This window comes from Streptomyces zingiberis (assembly GCF_012034935.1).
Taxonomy (GTDB): Bacteria; Actinomycetota; Actinomycetes; order Streptomycetales; family Streptomycetaceae; genus Streptomyces; species Streptomyces zingiberis.
Genome location: NZ_JAATEN010000001.1, coordinates 357,410 through 377,966, shown reverse-complemented (window position 1 = coordinate 377,966; position 20,557 = coordinate 357,410). Strand labels below are relative to the sequence as shown.

Here is a 20,557-nt window from a genome sequence, read left to right as displayed (position 1 = left end):
GGCCCCGTCGCGGAAACCGGGGGTCCCTACAGGTACGGGCCCGAGCGGGCGCCGCCACGGAGGCCGCTGCCCTCCTCGTCGCCCTGCTCGGGGAGGTGCGTCCCCGGCGGCAGGGCGCGGCGCATCTGCTCCAGCTGGGCCCGGGCCGCCATCTGCTGGGCGAAGAGCGCGGTCTGGATGCCGTGGAAGAGCCCCTCCAGCCAGCCGACCAGCTGGGCCTGCGCGATGCGCAGCTCGGCCTCGGTGGGCACGACGTCGTCGGTGAAGGGCAGCGACAGCCGCTCCAGCTCCTCGACCAGCTCCGGCGCGAGCCCGTCCTCCAGTTCCTTGACCGATCCGGCGTGGATCTCCTTCAGGCGCACCCGGCTCGCCTCGTCGAGAGGGGCCGCGCGGACCTCCTCCAGCAACTGCTTGATCATGCTGCCGATGCGCATGACCTTGGCGGGCTGCTCGACCATCTCCGTCAGCGGCGTCTCGCGGGACTCGCCCCCCTCCCCACCGGCGGAATCGGCGTTTCCGAGGGCCATTCCGTCCGGCCCCACGACCAGGACGTGCGAGCTCTCCTGCGACCGTTCGTTCCTCGGGTTCTCCATACCGCCCATTCTCGCGCACAGCGCGGCGGGCCGGTCGGGAGGGACCGGCGAGACGGTCCTCACACGGCTGCGGGGCAGGCCGGCCGCCGGGCCCGGGGCGGGGACGGGCCGGGGCAGTCCCGGGAACGGGCGGGTTCGGACGGGGACGGGCGGCTTCGGACGGGGACGGGCGGCCTCGCTTCAGGCGCACGGAGACGGGCTCGCTCCACAGGCACCACAGGCACCGCAGGCACCGCAGGCGCTGAGGACGCTGCGGAGGCTGAGAAAGACCGACGGGCGCTGCGGAAGCCGACGGGCGGCCCCGTACGGGCGCCGGTCAGCCCCGGCGCAACCGCAGGCCGAAGAAGCCGAGGCCCAGCCCCATGCACAGGAGGCCGGTCCCGAGTTCCAGCACCCGCGAGCCCGGCCTGCCGCCGGTGCGGGCGGTCGCGGCGGCCGGGGCGCCGGCATTCCCCTGGGCCGGCCGTCCCGCCGTCGTGACCTCGCCTTCGTCCTCGGCTCCGTCCTCGGCTCCGTCTCCGGCTCCGGCTGCGGCTCCGGCTGCGCCGCTCTCCCGGTCCGCTCCCGTGCCGGAATCCCCGGGGCCCGCGGCAGAGGCGGCCGGTGTCGCCGGGGCCGCGCCGCGCCGGAGGGGGTCCGCTTCGCGGTCCCTCCGGGAGGCTTCCGCCGCGGAGGGCCCTTCGCGGGATGCGCCGGAGGTGTGGGCCCGCCCGCCCGGCGGCTGCGGTGCGAGGACGTCGGCGAGGGGGGCACCGGCTCCCGGGGTCCCGGCCGGGCCACCGGGCCGGGCCGCCCGCGCGCCCACCTCCTCGCCGCGGTTCGGCTCGCCGTACCCCCGCTCGCCGTGGACGTGGTCCTCACGGGCGCCGGAGCCGTGGGCGGCGTGCTCGTGGGCGTCCTGGCCGCGGACGTCCTGGCCGCGGGCGCTGTGGCCTGGAGGGCCGGCGCCGTACCCGGGCGGCCGTCCCGGGCGGGCGCGGCCCTCCGCGGCCCGCCGCCCGGCCGACGGCTCGTCGTACCGGACAGCCGTGAGTCCCGGCGCGGACACCGCCCGCGGCGCGCGGTCGCCGGTGAACGGCTCGCGTGGCGCGGCGCCTTCACGCAGCAGGACGCCGAGGACCGGGGTGAGCACCGCGGCCACCAGCAGGAGCCCGAGAAGCCGTGGACGAAGGACCGGAGCCACCCTCGGCCCCCTTCCCGGACGGAGTGGTGGAACGCCCGGCACACCACCACGCCGGACCTCGCCGCGCGGAGCCACGTCACGCCGGGCCGGCGCCGCGTGCGCCGTGCCGGATCCGGCAGGCGGGGCGCCGCCCGGCGGGGGATGTCACCGCCCGGGAGACCACCCGTGACACGCCGGAACACCTTCAGCGTCACACAGTTGGGCATTCCCGGCATCCCGGGCGGGGTGCCGGATGCGTCGGCCCTCCACCGGCGTCCGGCCCGGGCAGGCTCCGGCCGCCATGGGCACCCCGCCGCAGGCGCCCCCGGGCCGGCGGCGGCGATCGCGCCCGCGCCGGTCCGTCGCGGGTCGGCCCGCCCGGGCAGGGAGTGGGCCGGGCGGTGCCACCCCGGGCCGGCGCCGCGCGTGCGGGCCCGGACCCCGGGGGACCGGGACGCCGTCGGCCCGGGGCGGCGTACCGGGGCGGGCGGCCCGCCCGGCGGCGGTGTTCCGGCGGCGGCGCGCGGCCCCGGCGTTCACCCCCGGCGCTCACCCCGGCGGCCCGCGCCGCGTCTCACACGGCGCGCTCCCGCCCCGCCACCGTCACGACCGCTGTCGCTGTCGCCGCCGCAGCCACAGCCACAGCCACAGCCGAGGCCGTAGCCGTAGCCGTAGCCGTCAGGGCACCAGCAGGATCTTGCCGACGTGGCCGCTGTCCTCCAGCGCCCGGTGAGCCTGGGCCGCCTCGCTCATCGGCAGCGTGCGGTCCACGACCGGGCGCACCCGGCCGTCCCCCACCAGCGGCCACACGTGCTCCCGCACGGCAGCCACGATCGACGCCTTCTCCACCGCGGGCCGGCCCCGCAGCGAGGTGGCCGTGACGGCGGCCCGCTTCGCCAGCAGGGCGCCCAGGTTCAGCTCGCCCTTGACGCCGCCCTGCAGGCCGATGACCGCCAGCCGGCCGTTGACCGCCAGCGCCTTCACGTTCCGCTCCAGGTACTTGGCGCCGATGATGTCCAGGATGACGTCGGCCCCGGCGCCGTCCGTGGCCTTCCGCAGTTCCTCGACGAAGTCCTGCTCGCGGTAGTTGATCAGGATGTCCGCGCCGAGTTCGCGGCAGCGCTCCAGCTTCTCCGCGCTGCCCGCGGTGACCGCGACCCGGGCGCCGGCCGCCTTCGCGAGCTGGACCGCCATCGTCCCGATGCCGCTGCCGCCGCCGTGCACCAGCAGCGTGTCCCCGGGCCGCAGGTGGGCGATCATGAAGACGTTGGACCAGACGGTGCAGGTGACCTCCGGGAGCGCGGAGGCCGTGAGGACGTCCACCGCCCCCGCCGTGCCGTGGGGCAGCGGGAGGAGCTGGCCGGCCGGCACGGCGACCTTCTCCGCGTACCCGCCGCCGGTCAGCAGCGCGCAGACCTCGTCGCCCACCGCCCAGCCGGAGACCCCCGGTCCCAGCGCGGCGATCCGGCCGGAGCACTCCAGCCCGGGGTACGGGGAGGTGCCGGGGGGCGGGTCGTAGAACCCCTGGCGTTGCAGGACGTCCGCCCGGTTGACGCCGGCGGCCGCGACCTCGACCAGCACCTCGCCCTCGGCCGGTTCGGGGTCCGGGACCTCGGTCCACACCAGGGCCTCGGGTCCGCCGGGTTCGGGAATGGTGATCGCGTGCATAGCCATGCCCGCGAGGCTACTCCCGGACGCGGCGCTCCTCCGGTTCCGCCGGATGGGCCCGCGGCCGGGCGCGCTTGATGGTGATGAGGCGGTCGGTGGAGCGCAGCGGGCTCGCGGTGGGGTCGTCGTAACCCAGCAGCCGGTGGCCGCGGAGGACGGAGACCACGAGGTCGTCGGTCTCCCGCACCGAGCGGCCCACCTCGGCCTTGACGACCGGGCGTTCGATCAGGTCGAGCCCACTGCCCTGGGAGATGAGGTCCTCCATCACCATGCCCGCGTTGGGGCTGAGCGTGGAGAGGCCGAGCAGCCGCCCGGCGGCGCTGGCGCTGGTGATGACGGCGTCGGCGCCGGACTGCCGGAGCAGCGGCGCGTTCTCCTCCTCCCGGACCGCGGACACGATCTTCGCCGAGCGGTTGAGCTGACGGGCCGTCAGGGTGACCAGGACGGCGGTGTCGTCGCGCTGGGTGGCGATGATGATCTGGCGGGCCTTCTGCGCCTCGGCGCGGAGCAGGACGTCGCTGCGGGTGGCGTCGCCGACGACGCCCACGAACCCCTCGGCGTTGGCCGCGTCGATGACCTTGCCACTGGGGTCGACGATGACGACCTGGTCCTTGGCCAGCCCCTTGGCATGCAGGGTCAGCACGGCCGAGCGGCCCTTGGTGCCGAAGCCGACGATGACGGTGTGGTCGCGCAAGTTGCTCCTCCAGCGGGCCAGCCGCCACTCCTCACGGGTGCGTTCCGTGAGGACCTCCAGGGTGGTGCCGACCAGGATGATCAGGAAGATCACCCGCAGCGGCGTCACCACCAGCACGTTGATCAGGCGCGCGCCGTCGCTCGCCGGGACGATGTCACCGTAGCCGGTGGTGGAGAGGGTGACGGTGGCGTAGTAGAAGGCGTCGAGAAAGCCGACGGTCCCGCCGGCGTTGTCGTGGTAGCCGTCGCTGTCGAGGTAGACGATCAGCACCGTCGCCAGCAGGACGAGCAGCGCGAGCAGCAGCCGCCGGGCCACCTGGCGCAGCGGGCGCACCGCGATCCGGCGCGGGAGCTGGATGCGGAAGCCCGTGCCGTCCGGGTGGTCCCGCGCGGCGATGTCGTGACTCGGCAGTTTCACTGCGCCTCTCCCTCGGCCCAGGGGAGCCGGAGGATCTCCACCGCGGTGCCGGCATCCGCGCCGCCCGGGGGGACGACGGCGAGCCCGTCGGCGGCGGCGATCCCGCGGAGCATAGCCGGTCCGCCGAACCGCAGCGGGACCGCCCGACGGTCGCCGTCCGGCACGGCGGCGTCCGGGGTCCCGGCGCCGCGCGGACCCGGCGCGGGCCGGTGGCGCGGGGCGGCGGAGCGGTACGCGACCGGGACCAGCCGGACGTCCCGGGGGTGCCCCTGGACCGCCTCCGCGAGCCGGGCGGACGCGGCGGGGCGCGGACCGCTCCCGGAGAGCGTGCGGAGCAGCGGCTCGACGAGGGTGAGCAGAGCGGAGACCGCCGCGAGCGGGTTGCCCGGCAGGCCGACGAGATGGCGGTCCGGGGCGAGCCGGGCCAGCAGCATCGGGTGGCCCGGCCGGACGGCCACCCCGTCCACCAGCACCTCGGCCCCGGCCCGCCGCAGCACGGGATGGACGTGGTCCACCGGGCCCGCGGCCGTTCCCCCCGTGGTGACGACCAGGTCGGCGGTGGATCCGGTGACGGCGGCGTACAGCACCGCGGCGTCGTCGCCGAGCCTGCGCACCCCGGTGACCTCCGCTCCGAGCGCCGTCAGCCACGGGCCGAGCATCGGGCCGAGGGCGTCCCGGATCCGGCCCTCGCGGGGGAGCCCGGCGTGCAGCAGTTCGCTCCCGAGGACCAGGACCTCCACCCGGGGACGGCGCACCGTCGGCAGCGCGTCGTAGCCCGCGGCGGCGGCGAGCCCGAGGACCGCCGGGGTGACCGGGGCTCCCGGCGCCAGCAGCCGGTCCCCGCTGCGGCACTCCTGGCCGCGCGGGCGGACGTCCTGGCCGGGGGTGACGGTCCGGCCGGGGGCCGCGTGGAGCCGGGGGGTGGGAGCGGGGGTGGGAGCGGAGCCGGTGGCGCCCGGGGTGCCGGTGCCCGGGGCGTGCGGGTCGGGGGGCCAGGTGGGCGGATCGGGGTAAGGCGAGGGGGAGTTGGCGGCGGGGCCGGAGCGGCCGTGGCCGGTGGCGGTGGCGGTGGCGGTGGCAGTGGCGGGGTGAGCGGAGGCGGCGCGTCCGGCAGGGTCCTCGGGGCCGGCCACGTTCTCGGGGCCGGCGGGGTCCGGGGCATCTGGGTCCCGGACATCGGAGGCCCGGACATCGGAGTCCTGGGCGGTGGGGTCCTGGGCGGTGGGGTCCTGGGCGGTGGGGTCCTGGGCGGTGGGGACGCCGCCGGAGGTTCCCCGGGCGCCGGGGGCTTCGCGGCCCTCCGGCCGGTCTCCGGGGTGCCGGTCCGGCCGGTGCTCCCCTCGCTCCCGCCCGTCGTTCCCCGGCGCGGGGCGCCCGCGGACCTCGCCGTACTCGCTGCGGAGCACCCCCGTGGTCCCCGGCGGCACCCGGGCCCCCGTCGCCACGGGGACGGCCTCGCCGTCCTCCAGCGGCAGGAGGCCGTCGTCCCCCGCGAGCACACCGGGGCCGGCGGTGACGAGCCGCCAGGGGCCCGGGCCGGACACGGCCCAGCCGTCCATGGCCGAGGAGTCGAAGGAGGGCAGGTCGGTGAGCGCCGTCAGCGGCTCGGCGAGCACCCTGCCGAACACGTCCGCGAGCGGCCGGGTCTCCGCCGGGAGCGGGCCGCGGGGGGCGCGCCCCGCCACGGCGCGCGCCTCCGGCCACGGGGTCGCTCCATGACCGTGGGCGCTGCCGTGGGGAGAGCGGTGGGCGCCGTCCCCAGGGGAGGGTCGGGGGCGGGTGCCGCCGTGGGGGGCGCCGGAGGAGGTGTCACGCGAGCTGCCCGGACCGCCGTGGCGCGGGACGTGGAGGTCATGAGCCGGGTGGGAGTCATGGCCCGGGTGGGAACCGTGGTCCGGGCGGGGGCGGCCAGGGCCCCGGTGGGAGTCGTGGGAAGCGTCACCCCGGGGTCCGCGGCCGCCGCCACGGCGCGGACCGCCGTCGCCGTCCCGGTGCGTGCCGCTCTCCGCGCGGGATGCGCCGCGGCCACCGGGGCCGCCGTCACCCGGACCGCCGCGGCCGGAGGCCGCGCCGGGGCCCCGGGACCCGCCCGGGCCGGTACCGCCGTCACGGACGGAGAGGCCACCGGGGACGCCGGACCGGGTGGGGGCCTCGCTGTTGATGTGTTCCCAGGGGTCCTCCCACTCCTCCCCGGCCACCGCCTCCGCCGGGGCGGACGCCCCGTCCGCCGCGGCCTGCGGGCCCGGGTCCGGACGGCCGGCGGAACGCTCCCGTGCCGGCCCCGCGGACGGACGCGGCGCGGGCGCCCCCCGGCCGGCGGTGCGAGCGGTGTCGGCGGCGTTGGCAGCGTTGGCGATGGCCAGCGCCTCGTCGACCTCGCGGTCGGCTCCCGCGCCGGCCTCGCGGTCGGCGCCCGGGGCACGCCCGCGGCCGGTGCCCGTGCCGCGGCTCGTCATCCGGTGTGCTTCCCGGGGTCCTCCGCGGAGTCCGCGCCGGACTCCGCGGCCCAGCGCGCGGCGAGCGTCACGGCCCGCTGGATGTTGGCCGTCACCTGCTCCGGGCTGCCGCCCGCCATGCCCGCCGCGTAGCCCACCAGGAAGGTGGTGAGGGGGGCGGCGGGCCGGGTCACGCCGTGGGCGGCGTCCCGGGCCAGGTCGAGGAGGCCCGCGGTGTCCACGTCCAGTTCGATGCCGAGTTCGGCCTTGACTTCGGAAATCCATTCGTCCAGCACCCGTCCATGGTCCCTGATCCGGGCGCGGGCCGCGGCGAGGTGGTCCCAGGTGTCGCAGTCGAAGACGGCGTGCGGATCCGGGGCGGGCAGCCGGCGGAGCGTCAGGCCGCCGGTGAGGAGACGCAGCGGAAGGTGCGCCAGGCCGCCGTGTTCGGACGCGATCAGGGCGAGTTCGCGGCGGAGGGACTCGGTGCGGTAGACGGCGACGAGCGGCTGGTCCCGGCCGTCGGCGTCGGTCAGCAGGACCCCGTCGGGGCGGTCGGCGGCGGGGGCCCGGCCGGCGGCGCCCGGCCCGGCGGGGACCTCGGTGACGGGGCGGTCAGTGGCGGGGCGGTCAGTGGCGGGGTGGTCGGCCCTGGGGTGGCCGGGTGCCGCCTGACCGGCAGGGGGGCGATCGGCCGCGGAGCGTTCAGCGGAGGCACGGTGCTCGGCGGGGCGGGTGCCGGGGTGCCCCTCGGGGGCGCTCGCCGCGTCGGGGCGGTCCCCGGGGCGGCGCGCGCCGGCGGGAACGGCGCCGGCGGGACGGCCCACGGCGGACGGCCGCGCGGACCCGGTGTCCGGCCGGGGGGCCTCGCCGGGCCCGTCGAGCGCCGTGCGCAGGGCGCGGACGGTCTCGGGGGTCAGAAAGGGCAGATCGGCGGAGAGCGCGAGCACCACGGGGGACGAGACCTCCCGGACTCCCGCGTGGAGCGCCGCCAGCGGACCGCCGCCGGGCGGCTGTTCACGGGCCCAGCGGACCGGCCGTGCCGTGGGCCGGCGCGAGCCGACGACCACGGTGCGGCCGGCGTCCGCACAGGCGCCGAGCACCCGGTCCAGCAGGGACCGTCCGCCCACCCGCAATCCCGGCTTGTCGGCCCCGCCCAGCCGCTTCGCGGCGCCACCGGCCAGCACCACGGCGTCGTAATCCCCGTACTCCCGCACAGTCATGCTCCGAGTATCACCGGGCCCCGGGCCCGGCCGGGCACCCGGTACCGGGGAGGCGCCCCCGCGCACCGGGCCGCCCGGGCGGCGCCCGGGGCCGGCGGGGCTCAGAGCGTGCGCAGCAGCAGCGCCGGCTGTTCGACGCGGTCGGCGACATGGCGGAGGAAACCACCCGCCGTGCCGCCGTCGCACACCCGGTGGTCGAAGGTGAACGACAACTGCGTGACCTGCCGTACGGCCAGTTCGCCCTGGTGCACCCAGGGTTTGGGCACGATCCGGCCGACGCCGAGCATGGCGGCCTCCGGGTGGTTGATGATCGGCGTGGAGCCGTCGACCCCGAAGACGCCGTAGTTGTTGAGGGTGAAGGTGGAACCGGTGAGTTCGGCCGGGGTGAGCCGGCCGGCCCGGGCGGCCTCGGTGAGCCGGGCGAACTCCGCCGACAGCGCCGAGGCGCCCAGGGTGTGGGCGTCCCGGACGACCGGCACCATCAGGCCCCGGTCGGTCTGGGCCGCGAACCCCAGATGGACGGCGGGCAGCCGGACCACCTCGCGCGCGGCCGTGTCCACGGTGGAGTTGAGCTCCGGGAACTCGCCGAGCGCGGCCGTGCAGATCCGGGCCAGCAGCGCGAGCAGCGACACCTTGGGCCGGCCACCGGCGTTCATGGCGGCGCGGGCCGCCAGCAGTTCGGTGGCGTCCACGTCCACCCACGTGGTCGCGTCGGGGATCTCGCGCCGGCTGCGGGACAACTTCTCGGCCACGGCCCCGCGGACACCGCGGAGCGGTATCCGCTCGGACCGCAGCCCCGGCCCGGCGGGGCCGCCCGGCACGGACGGCGCGACGGCCCCGGACGCGGACGGCGGTGCCGCCGTGATCACCGGGCCGAGGCCGGTCCGCGGATCGGGCCCGGTACCGGGTGGCCCCGCCGGGCCGGGAGCGGGCGGCGCGGCCGGCTCCGCCACGGCCGCGCGCCGCAAGGCGTCCTCCACATCGCGGCGCAGGATCAGCCCGTCCGGGCCGGAGCCCGCCAGCCGCCGCAGATCCAGGCCGTGCTCCCGGGCCAGCCGCCGCACCAGCGGGGAGACGACGGCGACGGGACCCGCACCCCTGGTTTCCGCCGCTGCCTCCACCGGGATCTCCGCCGCGGTCCCCGCCGTGGCCTGCGCTGCGGCCTGCCCCGTGGTCTGCCCCGTGGTTCCGCCGGCGGACGTGGCGGCGGGACGTGCGCCCGCGCCACCCCCGGTCTCCGGGGCGGTGTCCGCTCCGGGCGCACCCGGCCTGGCGCGCCGGGCCGGAGCGGCGGTACCGCCCCCGGGACCCACCCCACCGTGACCGCCGTCCGCCGCGGCGGGCCCCGTGGACGGAGCGCCCTCCGGAGCGCCCTCCGGAGCGGCGGCCGGGACGGGGGCCGGGGGCCGGCCCGGCGCGGGGCCCCCGCCGGGGGCGATCTCCACACCCGGCTCACGGAATCCCGCCCCGGCCGGGCCGGGCCGCGCCGGTCCCCCGCCGCCGGGGACATCCCGGACACCGTCCTGGTACGGGACGGCGGGCCGTCCGTCCGGCCGCCGCGGGACGGAACGCCCGGGACCGTCCGCGCCACCGGTGCCCCGGCCGCCGATCCCGGAGGGACGGACCCGGCGGCGGCGCGCCGGGGGCGCCCCCGTGCCGTAGCCGACCAGTACGTTCCCGGAGCGGTCGGCGGGCCCGGCCGGGGCGGTGCGCCCGGTGTCCGCCGCCTCGGGCGCCGCTGCCCCCGGTGGCGCGCCGGGGGGCGCGTCCGGGCCGCCGCCCGGCGCCGCCCCGGCGCCCGCGGGCGACTCCGCGCCCACGGCGACCGTCAGCAGCGCCGCGCCGACGGGCAGTTCCGTCCCCTCCGCACCGAAACGGGCGGTGACCACCCCGGCGTAGGGGCAGGGGACCTCCACCACCGCCTTGGCCGTCTCCACCTCGACGACGGGCTGGTCGACCGCGACGACCTCGCCGACCTCCACCAGCCAGCGGACGATCTCGGCCTCCGTCAGCCCCTCACCCAGGTCGGGCAGCGCGAACTCGCGGACCACGGCCATCAGGACACCCCTCCCCCGGCAGAACCTTCCGCGGCCCCGGTGGCGGGGGCGGGCCCGCTCCCGCCGGCGGCGCCGGTGAGGTCCGCCTCCCACTGGAGCCGCGCCACGGCGTCCAGGATCCGGTCGACCCCGGGCAGATGGTGCTTCTCCAGCATGGGCGGCGGATACGGGATGTCGAAGCCGGTGACCCGCAGCACGGGGGCCTCCAGATGGTGGAAGCAGAGCTCCGTCACCCGGGCGGCGATCTCCGCGCCGGGGCCGGCGAACCCGGTGGCCTCGTGGACGACGACGGCCCGGCCGGTACGGCGCACCGAGGCGGCGACGGTCTCCTCGTCGAGCGGCACCAGGGACCGCAGGTCGACCACCTCCAGCTCCCAGCCCTCCTCCCGCGCCGCCTCGGCCGCCTCCAGGCAGACCGGCAGGGACGGACCGTAGGAGATGAGGGTGGCCGAGTGCCCCGCGCGGCGCACCGCCGCGCGGCCGATCGGGGCGACCTCCTCCGGTGGATCCGGCGACCAGTCGGCCTTGGACCAGTAGAGCCGCTTGGGCTCCAGGAAGACCACCGGGTCGTCGGAGGCGATCGCGGCACGGAGCAGCCCGTAGGCGTCGGCGACCGTCGCCGGGGTGACGACATGGAGGCCGGGGGTGGCCATGTAGTACGCCTCGGAGGAGTCGCTGTGGTGCTCGACACCGCCGATCCCGCCGCCGTAGGGCACCCGCACGGTGATCGGCATCGGCATCGCCCCCCGGGTCCGGTTGCGCATCCGGGAGACGTGGCTGACCAGTTGCTCGAACGCGGGGTAGGCGAAGGCGTCGAACTGCATCTCCACGACGGGCCGCAGCCCGTACATCGCCATGCCGACGGCCGTGCCGAGGATGCCCGCCTCCGCGAGCGGGGTGTCCGTGCAGCGGTCGTCGCCGAACTCGGCGGCCAGGCCGTCGGTGATCCGGAAGACGCCGCCGAGCGGGCCCACGTCCTCGCCGAGGACGTGCACCGCCGGGTCGGCCGTCATCGCGTCGCGCAGGGCGCGGTTGAGGGCCTGGGCCATGGTGGCCGGCCTGCGGGTGGTGGTGGCCGGCTTCTCGGCGGCCGGTGCGGTGGTCACCGGTTTCCCTCCCCTGTCTCCCGCGGGCGCCCGGCCCCGGCCGGCCCGGCCTGCCGTGGCTGCTCCGCCTGCCCGGCCGGCTCGGACTCCAGTTCAGGATCCAGTTCGGCGCCCAGTTCGGCGTCCAGTTCGGCGCGCAACTGCTCGGCCTGTTCCCGGAGCCGGGGGGTGGGCCGGGCGAAGACGTGGTCGAAGAGTCCCATCGGGTCGGTGGGCGGGTCCTCGTTCATCCGGGCCCGCAGCTCGGCGGCCATCTCCTCGGCCGCCGCCGTGGCGGCCGCCACGTCCTCGTCGCCCAGCACCCCCGCCGCGCGCAGCTCGCGTTCCATCAGGGCTATCGGGTCGTGCTCACGCCAGGCCTCGACCTCCTCGGCCGCGCGGTAGCGGCTGGCGTCGTCGGCGTTGGTGTGGGCCTCCACCCGGTAGGTCACCGCCTCCACGAGGGTCGGGCCGCCGCCGGCCCGGGCCCGCCGCACCGCCTCGGCCAGGACGGTGTGGACGGCGAGCGCGTCGTTGCCGTCGACCAGCCGGCCGGGGATGCCGTAGCCCACGCCCTTGTGGGCGAGGGTGGGGGCGGCGCTCTGCTTGGCGAGCGGCACGGAGATGGCGAAGCCGTTGTTCTGGACCAGGAAGACGACGGGGGCCCGCCACAGGGCGGCGAAGTTGAGCGCCTCGTGGAAGTCCCCCTCGCTGGTGCCGCCGTCCCCGACCAGGGCGAGCGCCACCACGTCCTCGCCCTTGAGGCGGGCGGCGTGCGCCAGGCCGACGGCGTGCGGGAGCTGGGTGGCGAGCGGGGTGGCGAGCGGGGCGACGCGGTGCTCCGCCGGGTCGTACCCCGTGTGCCGGTCACCCCGGAGGAGCGTCAGCGCCCGCACCGGATCCACCCCGCGCGCGGCCACCGCCAGGGTGTCGCGGTAGCTGGGGAAGAGCCAGTCCCGCTCCTGGAGCACCTGCCCGGCGGCGATCTCACACGCCTCCTGCCCCGTGGACGAGGGGTAGACGGCGAGCCGGCCCTGCCGGGTGAGCGCCGTGGCCTGGGTGTTGAACCGGCGACCGCGCACCAGGGCTGTGTAGAGCCGCTTCAGCAGCGCCGGGTCGGCCTCCCGCGCCGCCGGCGTGCCGAGCACGCGGAACGGCTCGGGGTCCGGCAGCAGGGGAGCGGGGTCGGTGCGGGGCCGCCACGCGGGCGGCGGCACCGGTCGGGCGGACGCGTCGGTCTGCTGCAGGACCGTCATGGACGAACACCTCCTGGACTGCCCCGCGTGGTGCGCGGGGGACGGGCGGCTTCGAGCGCGGAGCCGGTGGACTCCCTCCCCTACCGATTGTTCGGTCGCCGGCACAGTTTGGCTACGGGTGGCACCAGCCTGTGGACAAACGGTTCTCCACAACCTGGGATGGGCACAGGACGTCCAGGAGGGGGTGGCGCGAGGAAATGTCCGCTGAACAGATGGCCGGGGACGGGACCCCGCCCCCCGCCCGCCCGCTCGACGGCATCGACCGGGACATCCTCCGGATCCTGCGCGCGGACGGCCGCGCGTCGATACGGTCGGTCGCCGAGCGGGCCCATGTGTCCCGCGCCAACGCCTACGCCCGGATCAACCGCCTGGTGGAGGACGGGGTGATCCGCGGCTTCAGTGCCCGGATCGATCAGGAGCGGGCAGGACAGGGCACCTCCGCCTACATCACGCTCAAGATCGTGCAGAATTCCTGGCGGAGCGTCCGCGAGCAGCTCCAGGAGCTCCCGGGAGCCGCCCACCTCGCCCTCGTCAGCGGCGACTTCGACGTCCTGCTGCTGGTGCACACCGACGACAACCGGGCGCTGCGGGAACTGGTGCTCACCCGGATCCAGGCCATGCCGGAGGTGCTGAGCACCCGCACCCTGCTGGTCTTCGAGGAGACGGACCTGGGGCCGGGGCCCTGACGCCGGCCGGCGCGCGGCGGGATCCGGGCGCCCTCCGGCGCGCGGCCGGGTCCGTCCGCCCTCCGGGCCGTTCTCAGTCCGTTCTCAGTTAGTTCTCAGTCCGTCCGCAGGCCGCGGAAGGCGATCCGCACCACGGCCTCCGCCACCCGCTCCCGCTCGGCCTCGCCGCCGCTCTCCGGCCGGTACCACTCGGCGATGGAGTTGACCATGCCGAAGAGCAGCCGGGTGGCCAGCCGCGCGTCGACGTCCTCGCGCAGATCGCCGTCCGCCGCCGCCTGCTTCAGCAGTGCCGCCACCCGCTGGTCGAACTCACGGCGCCGCTCCATCGCCCAGCGCTCCGTGCCGGTGTTGCCCCGCACCCGCAGCAGCAGCGTGACGTAGGGCAGCTCGGACATCAGCAGCTCGGCGGTGCGCCGGGCCACGTACTCCAGCCGGTCGATCGCCCGGCCCTCCCGCGCGCCCGCCTCCTCCACCACGGCGAACAGGCCGTCCAGCGCGCGGCTTATGGCCCGCCGCAGCAACTCCTCCTTGCCCCGCACATGGTGGTAGATCGACGACTTGGAGATCCCCGCCGCCTTCGAGAGGTGCTCCATCGAGGTGCCGTCGTAACCGCGCTCGTTGAACACCTCCACGGCGACCGCGAGGAGCGATTCCGGTGTATAGGTGTCGCGCTTGGCCATGCTCATGATTCAAGCAGGTTCTCGCCGGCCGCCGCGCGGCGGAGCAGCCAGGGGGAAGGGGCGTAGCGGCCCGTGGGATACGCGTGGTGCAGCCGGTCCAGGACGGCGCGGACCCAGGCCGCGCCGAGCGCGTCGCCCCACTCCAGCGGTCCGCGCGGGTAGTTGACGCCCAGCCGCATGGCGGTGTCCACGTCCGCGGCCGCCGCCACACCGCGGCCGGCCGCGTCGGCGGCGAAGTCGACCAGCATCGCGACCGTCCGGGCGACGATCAGGCCCGGCACGTCGCCGATCACGCTGACCTGCTTGCCGAGGGCCTGGAAGAGCCCCGCCGCCGCCTCCACGGCGCCGGGCGCCGCCCCGGCCGCCGGGGCCAGGGCGATCCGGGTGGCGGTGCGGTAGTCCAGTGCCAGGTCGAACACGACGTCGACCGGCGGCGGGACGAAGGCGCCGCCACCACCGCCGGCGGCCGGGGCCGCCGCCTCCGTCGCGGCCCGGCGCCCGGTCGCGGTTCCGCCGTCCGTCAGGGCGAGCCGGACGGAACCCGGCAGTTCGAGGTACCCGTGAGCCGGCCCGGCAGGGCGCGTTTCACCGGAGCTGCCGGAGCGGCCGGAGGGATCGGGGCCACCGGGGGATCCCGCCCGGACGACCGTGAGGCCGGCTTCCTCCATGAGCGCGCACAGCGCCGCCGCGGGACCCAGGTCGCCGTGGACCGCGACCCGGGCGGGAGCGGGGCCCGGCGGTGCCGTGTGCGGGGTGGGGGGCTCGGCGCGCTCCCCGTGGGCGTACCAGCCCCGCCCGCTCTTGCGGCCGTGCAGGCCCGACTCCACCAGGCGCCGCTGGGCCAGGGAGGGGGTGAACTTGGGGTCCCGGAAGAAGGACTCCCACACGGACCGCGTGACCGCCTCGTTGACGTCCTGCCCGATCAGGTCGGTCAGCTCGAACGGGCCCATGCGGAAACCGCCGGACTCCCGCAGGACGGCGTCCAGGGTGGCCGGGTCTGCGGCGCGCTCCTCGTACACGCGGAACGCCTCCGCGTAGAACGGGCGCGCGACGCGGTTGACGATGAAGCCGGGGGTGTCCGCGCAGCGCACCGGGGTCTTGCCCCAGGCCGCGGCGGTGGCGTGCGCGCGGGCGGCCACCCGCTCGCCCGTGGCGAAGCCGCTGACGACCTCGACCAGCGGCAGCAGGGGCGCCGGGTTGAAGAAGTGGAGCCCGACGAGGCGGCCGGGATGCCGCAAGGCGCTCGCCACGGCGGTGACCGGGAGCGAGGAGGTGTTGGTCGCCAGCAGGCAGTCCTCCCCCACGACCTTCTCCACCTCGGCGAAGAGGGCGCGCTTGGCCTCGGCGTCCTCCGCGATCGCCTCCACGACGAGCGCGGCCCCGGCCAGCTCCGGCAGCCCGGCGACGGGGCCGAGCCGGGCGCGGGCCGCGTCGCGGGCGCCGGGCGTCAGCCGCCCCTTCTCCACCAGCCGGTCGAGGCGGGCGGCCACGGCCCGCGCCGCCTCCGCGGCCCGCCCGGGCACCGCGTCGTACAGCAGCACCGGATGGCCCGCCACCAGGGCGACCTGGGCTATGCCCCGGCCCATCGTCCCGGTGCCGGCGACGGCGACCACGCTCTCCGGCGGCAGGGGGGACGGCCCGGACGCGCCGGGGGCGGGGGCGGTCGCGGGGGCGGGGGGCGCGCCGGTGGCGGTGGACGCCGGGGCGGCGGTGGGCCGCCGCGGGGCGGTGGGCGGCGGGTCTGCCGGGGCCATGCGCTCGTTCCTCTCTCCGGTTTCCGGTCTCCGGGTCGTCCGCGGGGAGTTGTCCACAACCCTTGTACCGACCGATCGTTCGGTTACTCTAAAGCTGTTCCCGCCACACCGCACCATCCGTCACGGCAGAGCGCCGCGCGCGCCGTCCGGCCCGTCCGGCCCGGCGAGGACCCGACGGCGGCTCGACGGCGACCCGTCGGCGACCCGTCGGCGACCCGTCGGCGACTCGACGGCGACTCGACAAGGAGTTGGTCATCCATGGCCGCCGATCTCACCGCAGAGAGGCTCACCGAGACCCACCGCCCCACGCTCGACCGGGCGCTGGAAGCCATCCGCAGCCGCGCGTACTGGTCGCCCCACCCGGAGCACCCCAAGGCCTACGGGGAGAACGCCGCCGCGGAGGGCGAGGCCGCCTTCGAGGCGCTGCTCGGCACCCGTCTGGATCTGGGCCAGCCCGGTACGGACGGCTGGGCCGGCAACGAGATCTCCCCGTACGGCACGGAGCTGCTGCTGGAGTATCCCCACCCCGACGCCGAGGTGCTGCTGCCCGCCATGCGGGCGGCGGGGGTGGGGTGGCGCCGGGCCGGGGCGGAGACGCGGGCCCTGGTCTGCCTGGAGATCCTCTCCCGGATCAGCGCCCGCACCCATGAGTTCGCGCATGCCGTCATGCACACCTCGGGCCAGGCGTTCATGATGGCCTTCCAGGCCGGCGGGCCGCACGCGCAGGATCGCGGTCTGGAGGCGGTGGCGTACGCCTACGCGGAGCAGACGCGGGTACCGGAGCGGGCCGCGTGGTCGAAGCCCCAGGGCAAGCGGGAACCGCTGGAGCTGGACAAGACCTTCACCGCCGTGCCGCGCGGCATCTCCCTGCTGATCGGCTGCAACACCTTCCCCACCTGGAACGGCTACCCGGGTTTCTTCGCCTCCCTGGCGACGGGCAACCCGGTCCTGGTCAAGCCGCATCCGCGGGCGGTGCTGCCGCTCGCGCTCACCGTGGCGGTGGCCCGCGAGGTGCTGGCGGAGGCCGGGTTCGGCCGCGACGTGGTGGCGCTGGCGGCCGAGCGGCCCGGGGAGGGCCTGGCGAAGACGCTGGCCACCCGGCCGGAGGTCCGCATCATCGACTACACGGGCTCCTCGGCCTTCGGCGACTGGCTGGAGGAGAACGCCACCCAGGCCGAGGTGTACACGGAGAAGGCCGGCGTCAACACGGTCGTCATCGACTCGACCGGCGACTACCGCGGGATGCTCGCCAACCTGGCCTTCTCGCTCTCCCTCTACAGCGGCCAGATGTGCACCACCCCGCAGAACCTCCTCATACCCCGGGACGGCATCGGCACGGACGCCGGGCACAAGTCGTTCGGCGAGGTGACGGCCGACCTGGCGGCCGCCGTGGACAAGCTCCTGGGGGACGACGCCCGCGCCGCCGCCCTGCTCGGCGCGATCGTCAACCCGGGGGTGGAGAAGCGGATCGCGGAGGCCGCCGGGCTCGGTGAGACGGCCCTCGCCTCCCGCTCCGTGACCCACCCGGAGTTCCCCGGCACCACCGTCCGCACCCCGCTGATCGTCAAGCTGGACGGCGCCCGGAAGGTCTGGGACGGCGCCGCGGCCGAGCCGGCCTTCCTCTCCGAATGCTTCGGCCCGGTGGCCTTCGCGGTCGCCGTGGACTCCACGGCGGACGCGGTGGAACTGCTCCGCCGGACGGTCCGGCACCACGGGGCCATGACGGTCGGCGCGTACACCACCTCGGAGGAGGTCGAGCGGCAGGTGGAGGAGGTCTGCCTGGAGGAGTGCGCCCAGCTCTCGCTGAACCTCACCGGCGGGGTGTACGTCAACCAGACCGCCGCGTTCTCCGACTTCCACGGTTCCGGCGGCAACCCGGCGGCCAACGTGACGCTGTGCGACGCGGCCTTCGTGGCCAACCGCTTCCGGATGGTCGAGGTCCGCCGGCAGGCCTGATCCGGCGGGCGCCACCGGCGCCCCGCGCCGGCCCGGCCCCGCCCGGCGCGGCCACGGCCTCTCCCGCCCCGGTGGGGGGCCGGGCCGGCCGCCGGGGGCGGACCGCCCGGGAAGGCGCCGGACGGGGCACGGACGGGTGCTGACGAGACGGGGCCGGGGCGGGGCCGGCGGGGTGGGGCCGGACCGGGGCGCGGGCAGACCGGGCGGGCCGGTACGGCCCCGACACGAGGCGCGGCGGCCGGGTTCCCGGCGCGCGGCCACCGTGGCCGTTCAGGAAGGGCGGAAGCCGATGGTCGGGGTGGCCCGGCGCAGGGGCCAGTCCGAGGTGCCCGCCGGCAGCAGGTCGCCGAGGAAGCGGTAGCGCCGCATCACCTCCTCGGGCTGCCCACCGCACTTGGTGGCGTACTGCCACCAGGCGGCGACCTCCGCCCAGCCGGGGGCGGAGAGCGAACCGCCGAAGTGCTGCACGGACAGGGCCGCGGTCAGATTGGCGAAGGCCAGCCGGTCGGTGAGCGGCCAGCCGGCCAGGGTGCCGGTGATGAAGCCGGCCATGAAGACGTCACCGGCGCCGGTGGGATCCAGCGACTCCACCCGCAGGGCCGGCACCTCCGCGCTCTCTCCGGTGACCGAGTCGACGGCGACCGCGCCGGCGGCCCCCTTGGTGACCACGGCCACGGGCACCAGCTCGGCGAGCGCCCGCACCGCCGCCTCGGGGGAGTCGGTCCGGGTGTAGTGCTGCGCCTCGGCGGCGTTGGGGAGGAAGGCGTGGCAGTGGGTCAGGTCGGCGAGGGTGTCCGGGTCCCAGGCGCCGCTGCCGTCCCAGCCCACGTCGGCGAAGACCCGGCTGCCCTCCCCGTGCGCCCGGCGTACCCAGTCGTCCAGCCGCCGCCCCGGGTCCAGCGAGGCCACACAGGCCAGGGAGCGCGGCCGTTCGGCGACGCTCACGCAGGGCGTGGGCGCCACGTGCCCGTGCGAGACCATCGTCCGCTCGCCCTCGTACGCCATGGAGACCGTGACCGGCGAGTGCCAGCCGGGGGCGCGGTGGGAGGGCCCGAGGTCGATGCCCTCGCAGTCGGCCAGGCTCTCCCAGCAGTAGTCCCCGTAGACGTCGTCCCCGAAGGCCGCGGCGAGGGAGGTGCGCAGCCCCAGGCGGCGCAGCGCCGTCGCCATGTTCGCCGCGCCGCCGGGGCTGGAGCCCATGCCGCGGGCCCAGGTCTCGGTGCCGCGGACCGGCGCGTGGTCGAGGCCGGTGAAGACGATGTCGAGGAAGACGGTGCCGGTGAGGAAGACATCCGTCGGGGGGTCGCCGTCCCGGCGCACGGCGGCCAGCGGGTCGATCGGCGACCGCGACGGCGCCGGGTGGGCGGTTCCGGTGTTACTCAACGCACTCGTGCCCCTCTCGCTCATCCTGTCACTAGTGTGGCGGACACCCGGTGGCCGATGGGCGGCCCCCGGGGAACCGACGAGGCGCCGAAGGGTGAGGTGGCCGGTCATGAGGCTGACCGTGCTGGGCGGGGGCGGGTTCCGGGTACCGCTGGTCTACCGGGCGCTGCTCGGCGACAGCGGCGACCCCGCGGGCCGCTGCACCGAAGTGGTGCTGTACGACACCGACCGGGGGCGCCTGGAGACCGTCGCCGCCGTGCTCGCCCGGCAGGCCGCCCGGCACGCCGAGGGCCCCGGCGGCCCGGCGCCCGCCGTGCGGCTCGCCACCGGCCTCGACGACGCGTTGCGCGGCGCCGACTTCGTCTTCTCCGCGATCCGCGTCGGCGGCCTGGCGGGCCGGGTGCGCGACGAACGGATCCCCCTGGCCGAGGGGGTGCTGGGCCAGGAGACCGTGGGCGCCGGCGGGGTGCTCTACGGGCTGCGCACGCTCCCGGTGGCGGTGCGGATCGCCGAGCGCGTGGCGGCCGTCGCCCCGCAGGCGTGGGTCGTCAACTTCACCAATCCGGCGGGCATGGTCACCGAGGCGATGGACCGGGTACTCGCCGGCCGGGGGATGCCGGGCCGGGTCATCGGCATCTGCGACTCGCCGGTGGGGTTGTGCAGGCGCGCCGCACGCGCCGCCGGAGCCGACCCGGAGCGCGCCGACTTCGACTACGTGGGCCTCAACCACCTCGGCTGGCTGCGCCGGCTGACGGTGGACGGCCGCGATCTGCTGCCGCGGCTGCTCGCCGACCGCGCGGCCCTGGAGTCCTTCGAGGAGGGCCGGCTCTTCGGCGCCGACTGGCTCCGCACGCTCGGCGCCCTGCCCAACGAGTATCTGCACTACTACTACTTCAACCGGGAGACGGTGGCCGCCCTGCGGGACGCCGGGGCCACCCGCGGCGAGGTCGTCCTGGAGCAGCAGGCCCGCTTCTACCCCGGCGCGGAAGCCCCCGGCACGGAAGCCCCGGAGCGGGTGGGGGACGGCCCGCCGGACCCGTACGAGGTCTGGGAGCGCACCCGCCGCGCCCGCGAGGAGACCTACATGGCGGAGAGCCGCGCCGCGACGGGCGGCTGGCAGCGCGACGCCTGTGACCTCGACGGCGGCGGATACGACCAGGTCGCCCTGGCGCTGATGCGGGCCATCTCCCGGAACGAGCGGACCAAGCTGATCCTCGACGTGCCGAACGGCTCGGCCGTCCCGGGGCTCGCCCCGGAGTCGGTGGTGGAGGTCCCCTGCCTGGTGGACGCCGGCGGGGCGCGCCCGCTGGCCACCGGCCCGGTCGCCCCGGACCAGCTGGGGCTGATGCTGACGCTGAAGGCGGTGGAGGAGGCGGCCATCGAGGCCGCCGCGAGCGGTTCCCGCCGGGCGGCGGTACGCGCGCTGGCGCTGCACCCGCTGGTGGATTCGGTGCGGGTGGCGGAGCGCGTACTGGACGCGGCGGGTGGCCCCGGCGGCTGATCGGCGC

General features: G+C 77.0%; 15 protein-coding genes. 3 read left to right on the top strand and 12 right to left on the bottom strand.

Annotated elements, in window-relative coordinates:
- Window positions 1-26 precede the first annotated feature (26 nt).
- The 9 genes from HCK00_RS01665 to pdhA all read right to left on the bottom strand — a co-directional run bounded on the left by HCK00_RS01665 (window position 27) and on the right by pdhA (window position 12,590).
- Window positions 27-593, bottom strand: a complete 567-nt coding sequence (locus HCK00_RS01665; RefSeq protein ID WP_168099885.1) for a bacterial proteasome activator family protein — start codon at window positions 591-593, stop codon at window positions 27-29.
- A gap of 316 nt (window positions 594-909) precedes the next feature.
- Window positions 910-1,776: a hypothetical protein gene (locus tag HCK00_RS01660; RefSeq protein WP_168099884.1), complete on the bottom strand. Its 867-nt coding sequence runs from the start codon at window positions 1,774-1,776 to the stop codon at window positions 910-912.
- A 657-nt stretch (window positions 1,777-2,433) separates the two neighbouring features.
- On the bottom strand, window positions 2,434-3,423 hold the full coding sequence (locus HCK00_RS01655; RefSeq protein WP_168100017.1) for an NAD(P)H-quinone oxidoreductase: 990 nt from the start codon (window positions 3,421-3,423) through the stop codon (window positions 2,434-2,436).
- Between the two features lie 16 nt (window positions 3,424-3,439).
- A complete protein-coding gene (locus HCK00_RS01650) occupies window positions 3,440-4,534 on the bottom strand; it encodes a potassium channel family protein (protein WP_168099883.1) in 1,095 nt (364 codons plus the stop codon).
- On the bottom strand, window positions 4,531-6,162 hold the full coding sequence (locus HCK00_RS26735) for a molybdopterin molybdotransferase MoeA (protein WP_311765096.1): 1,632 nt from the start codon (window positions 6,160-6,162) through the stop codon (window positions 4,531-4,533). Before HCK00_RS26735 ends, HCK00_RS01650 begins: the two co-directional genes overlap by 4 nt.
- Window positions 6,163-6,986: 824 nt before the next feature.
- A complete protein-coding gene (locus HCK00_RS01635) occupies window positions 6,987-8,192 on the bottom strand; it encodes a DUF6457 domain-containing protein (protein WP_168099882.1) in 1,206 nt (401 codons plus the stop codon).
- A 101-nt stretch (window positions 8,193-8,293) separates the two neighbouring features.
- Window positions 8,294-10,249 carry a dihydrolipoamide acetyltransferase family protein gene (locus HCK00_RS27170; RefSeq protein ID WP_240965146.1) on the bottom strand — a complete coding sequence of 652 codons (1,956 nt, stop codon included), beginning with the start codon at window positions 10,247-10,249 and terminating at the stop codon, window positions 8,294-8,296.
- Window positions 10,249-11,298 (bottom strand): alpha-ketoacid dehydrogenase subunit beta, encoded by a 1,050-nt coding sequence (locus HCK00_RS01620; RefSeq protein ID WP_168100016.1) that lies wholly within the window; start codon window positions 11,296-11,298, stop codon window positions 10,249-10,251. Before HCK00_RS01620 ends, HCK00_RS27170 begins: the two co-directional genes overlap by 1 nt.
- A 53-nt stretch (window positions 11,299-11,351) precedes the next feature.
- A complete protein-coding gene (gene pdhA, locus HCK00_RS01615; protein ID WP_168099881.1) occupies window positions 11,352-12,590 on the bottom strand; it encodes a pyruvate dehydrogenase (acetyl-transferring) E1 component subunit alpha in 1,239 nt (412 codons plus the stop codon).
- A 197-nt stretch (window positions 12,591-12,787) separates the two neighbouring features.
- Here pdhA and HCK00_RS01610 point away from each other — a divergent pair, with 197 nt between their 5' ends.
- On the top strand, window positions 12,788-13,276 hold the full coding sequence (locus HCK00_RS01610) for an Lrp/AsnC family transcriptional regulator (protein ID WP_168099880.1): 489 nt from the start codon (window positions 12,788-12,790) through the stop codon (window positions 13,274-13,276).
- Window positions 13,277-13,371: 95 nt separating this feature from the next.
- Here the strand turns inward: HCK00_RS01610 and HCK00_RS01605 are convergent, their stop codons facing one another.
- On the bottom strand, window positions 13,372-13,962 hold the full coding sequence (locus HCK00_RS01605) for a TetR/AcrR family transcriptional regulator (RefSeq protein WP_168099879.1): 591 nt from the start codon (window positions 13,960-13,962) through the stop codon (window positions 13,372-13,374).
- Window positions 13,959-15,710 (bottom strand): 3-hydroxyacyl-CoA dehydrogenase, encoded by a 1,752-nt coding sequence (locus tag HCK00_RS01600; RefSeq protein WP_168099878.1) that lies wholly within the window; start codon window positions 15,708-15,710, stop codon window positions 13,959-13,961. The genes HCK00_RS01605 and HCK00_RS01600 overlap by 4 nt, the downstream gene beginning before the upstream one ends.
- A 258-nt stretch (window positions 15,711-15,968) precedes the next feature.
- On the opposite strand from HCK00_RS01600, the gene paaN reads away from it, so the two are divergent.
- On the top strand, window positions 15,969-17,666 hold the full coding sequence (gene paaN / locus HCK00_RS01595; protein ID WP_168099877.1) for a phenylacetic acid degradation protein PaaN: 1,698 nt from the start codon (window positions 15,969-15,971) through the stop codon (window positions 17,664-17,666).
- A 270-nt stretch (window positions 17,667-17,936) separates the two neighbouring features.
- On the opposite strand, the gene HCK00_RS01590 is transcribed toward paaN, so the two are convergent.
- A complete protein-coding gene (locus HCK00_RS01590) occupies window positions 17,937-19,073 on the bottom strand; it encodes a carbohydrate kinase family protein (RefSeq protein WP_168099876.1) in 1,137 nt (378 codons plus the stop codon).
- Between the two features lie 85 nt (window positions 19,074-19,158).
- Between HCK00_RS01590 and HCK00_RS01585 the strand changes: the two genes are divergently transcribed.
- Window positions 19,159-20,550 (top strand): family 4 glycosyl hydrolase, encoded by a 1,392-nt coding sequence (locus tag HCK00_RS01585; RefSeq protein ID WP_168099875.1) that lies wholly within the window; start codon window positions 19,159-19,161, stop codon window positions 20,548-20,550.
- Window positions 20,551-20,557 lie beyond the last annotated feature (7 nt).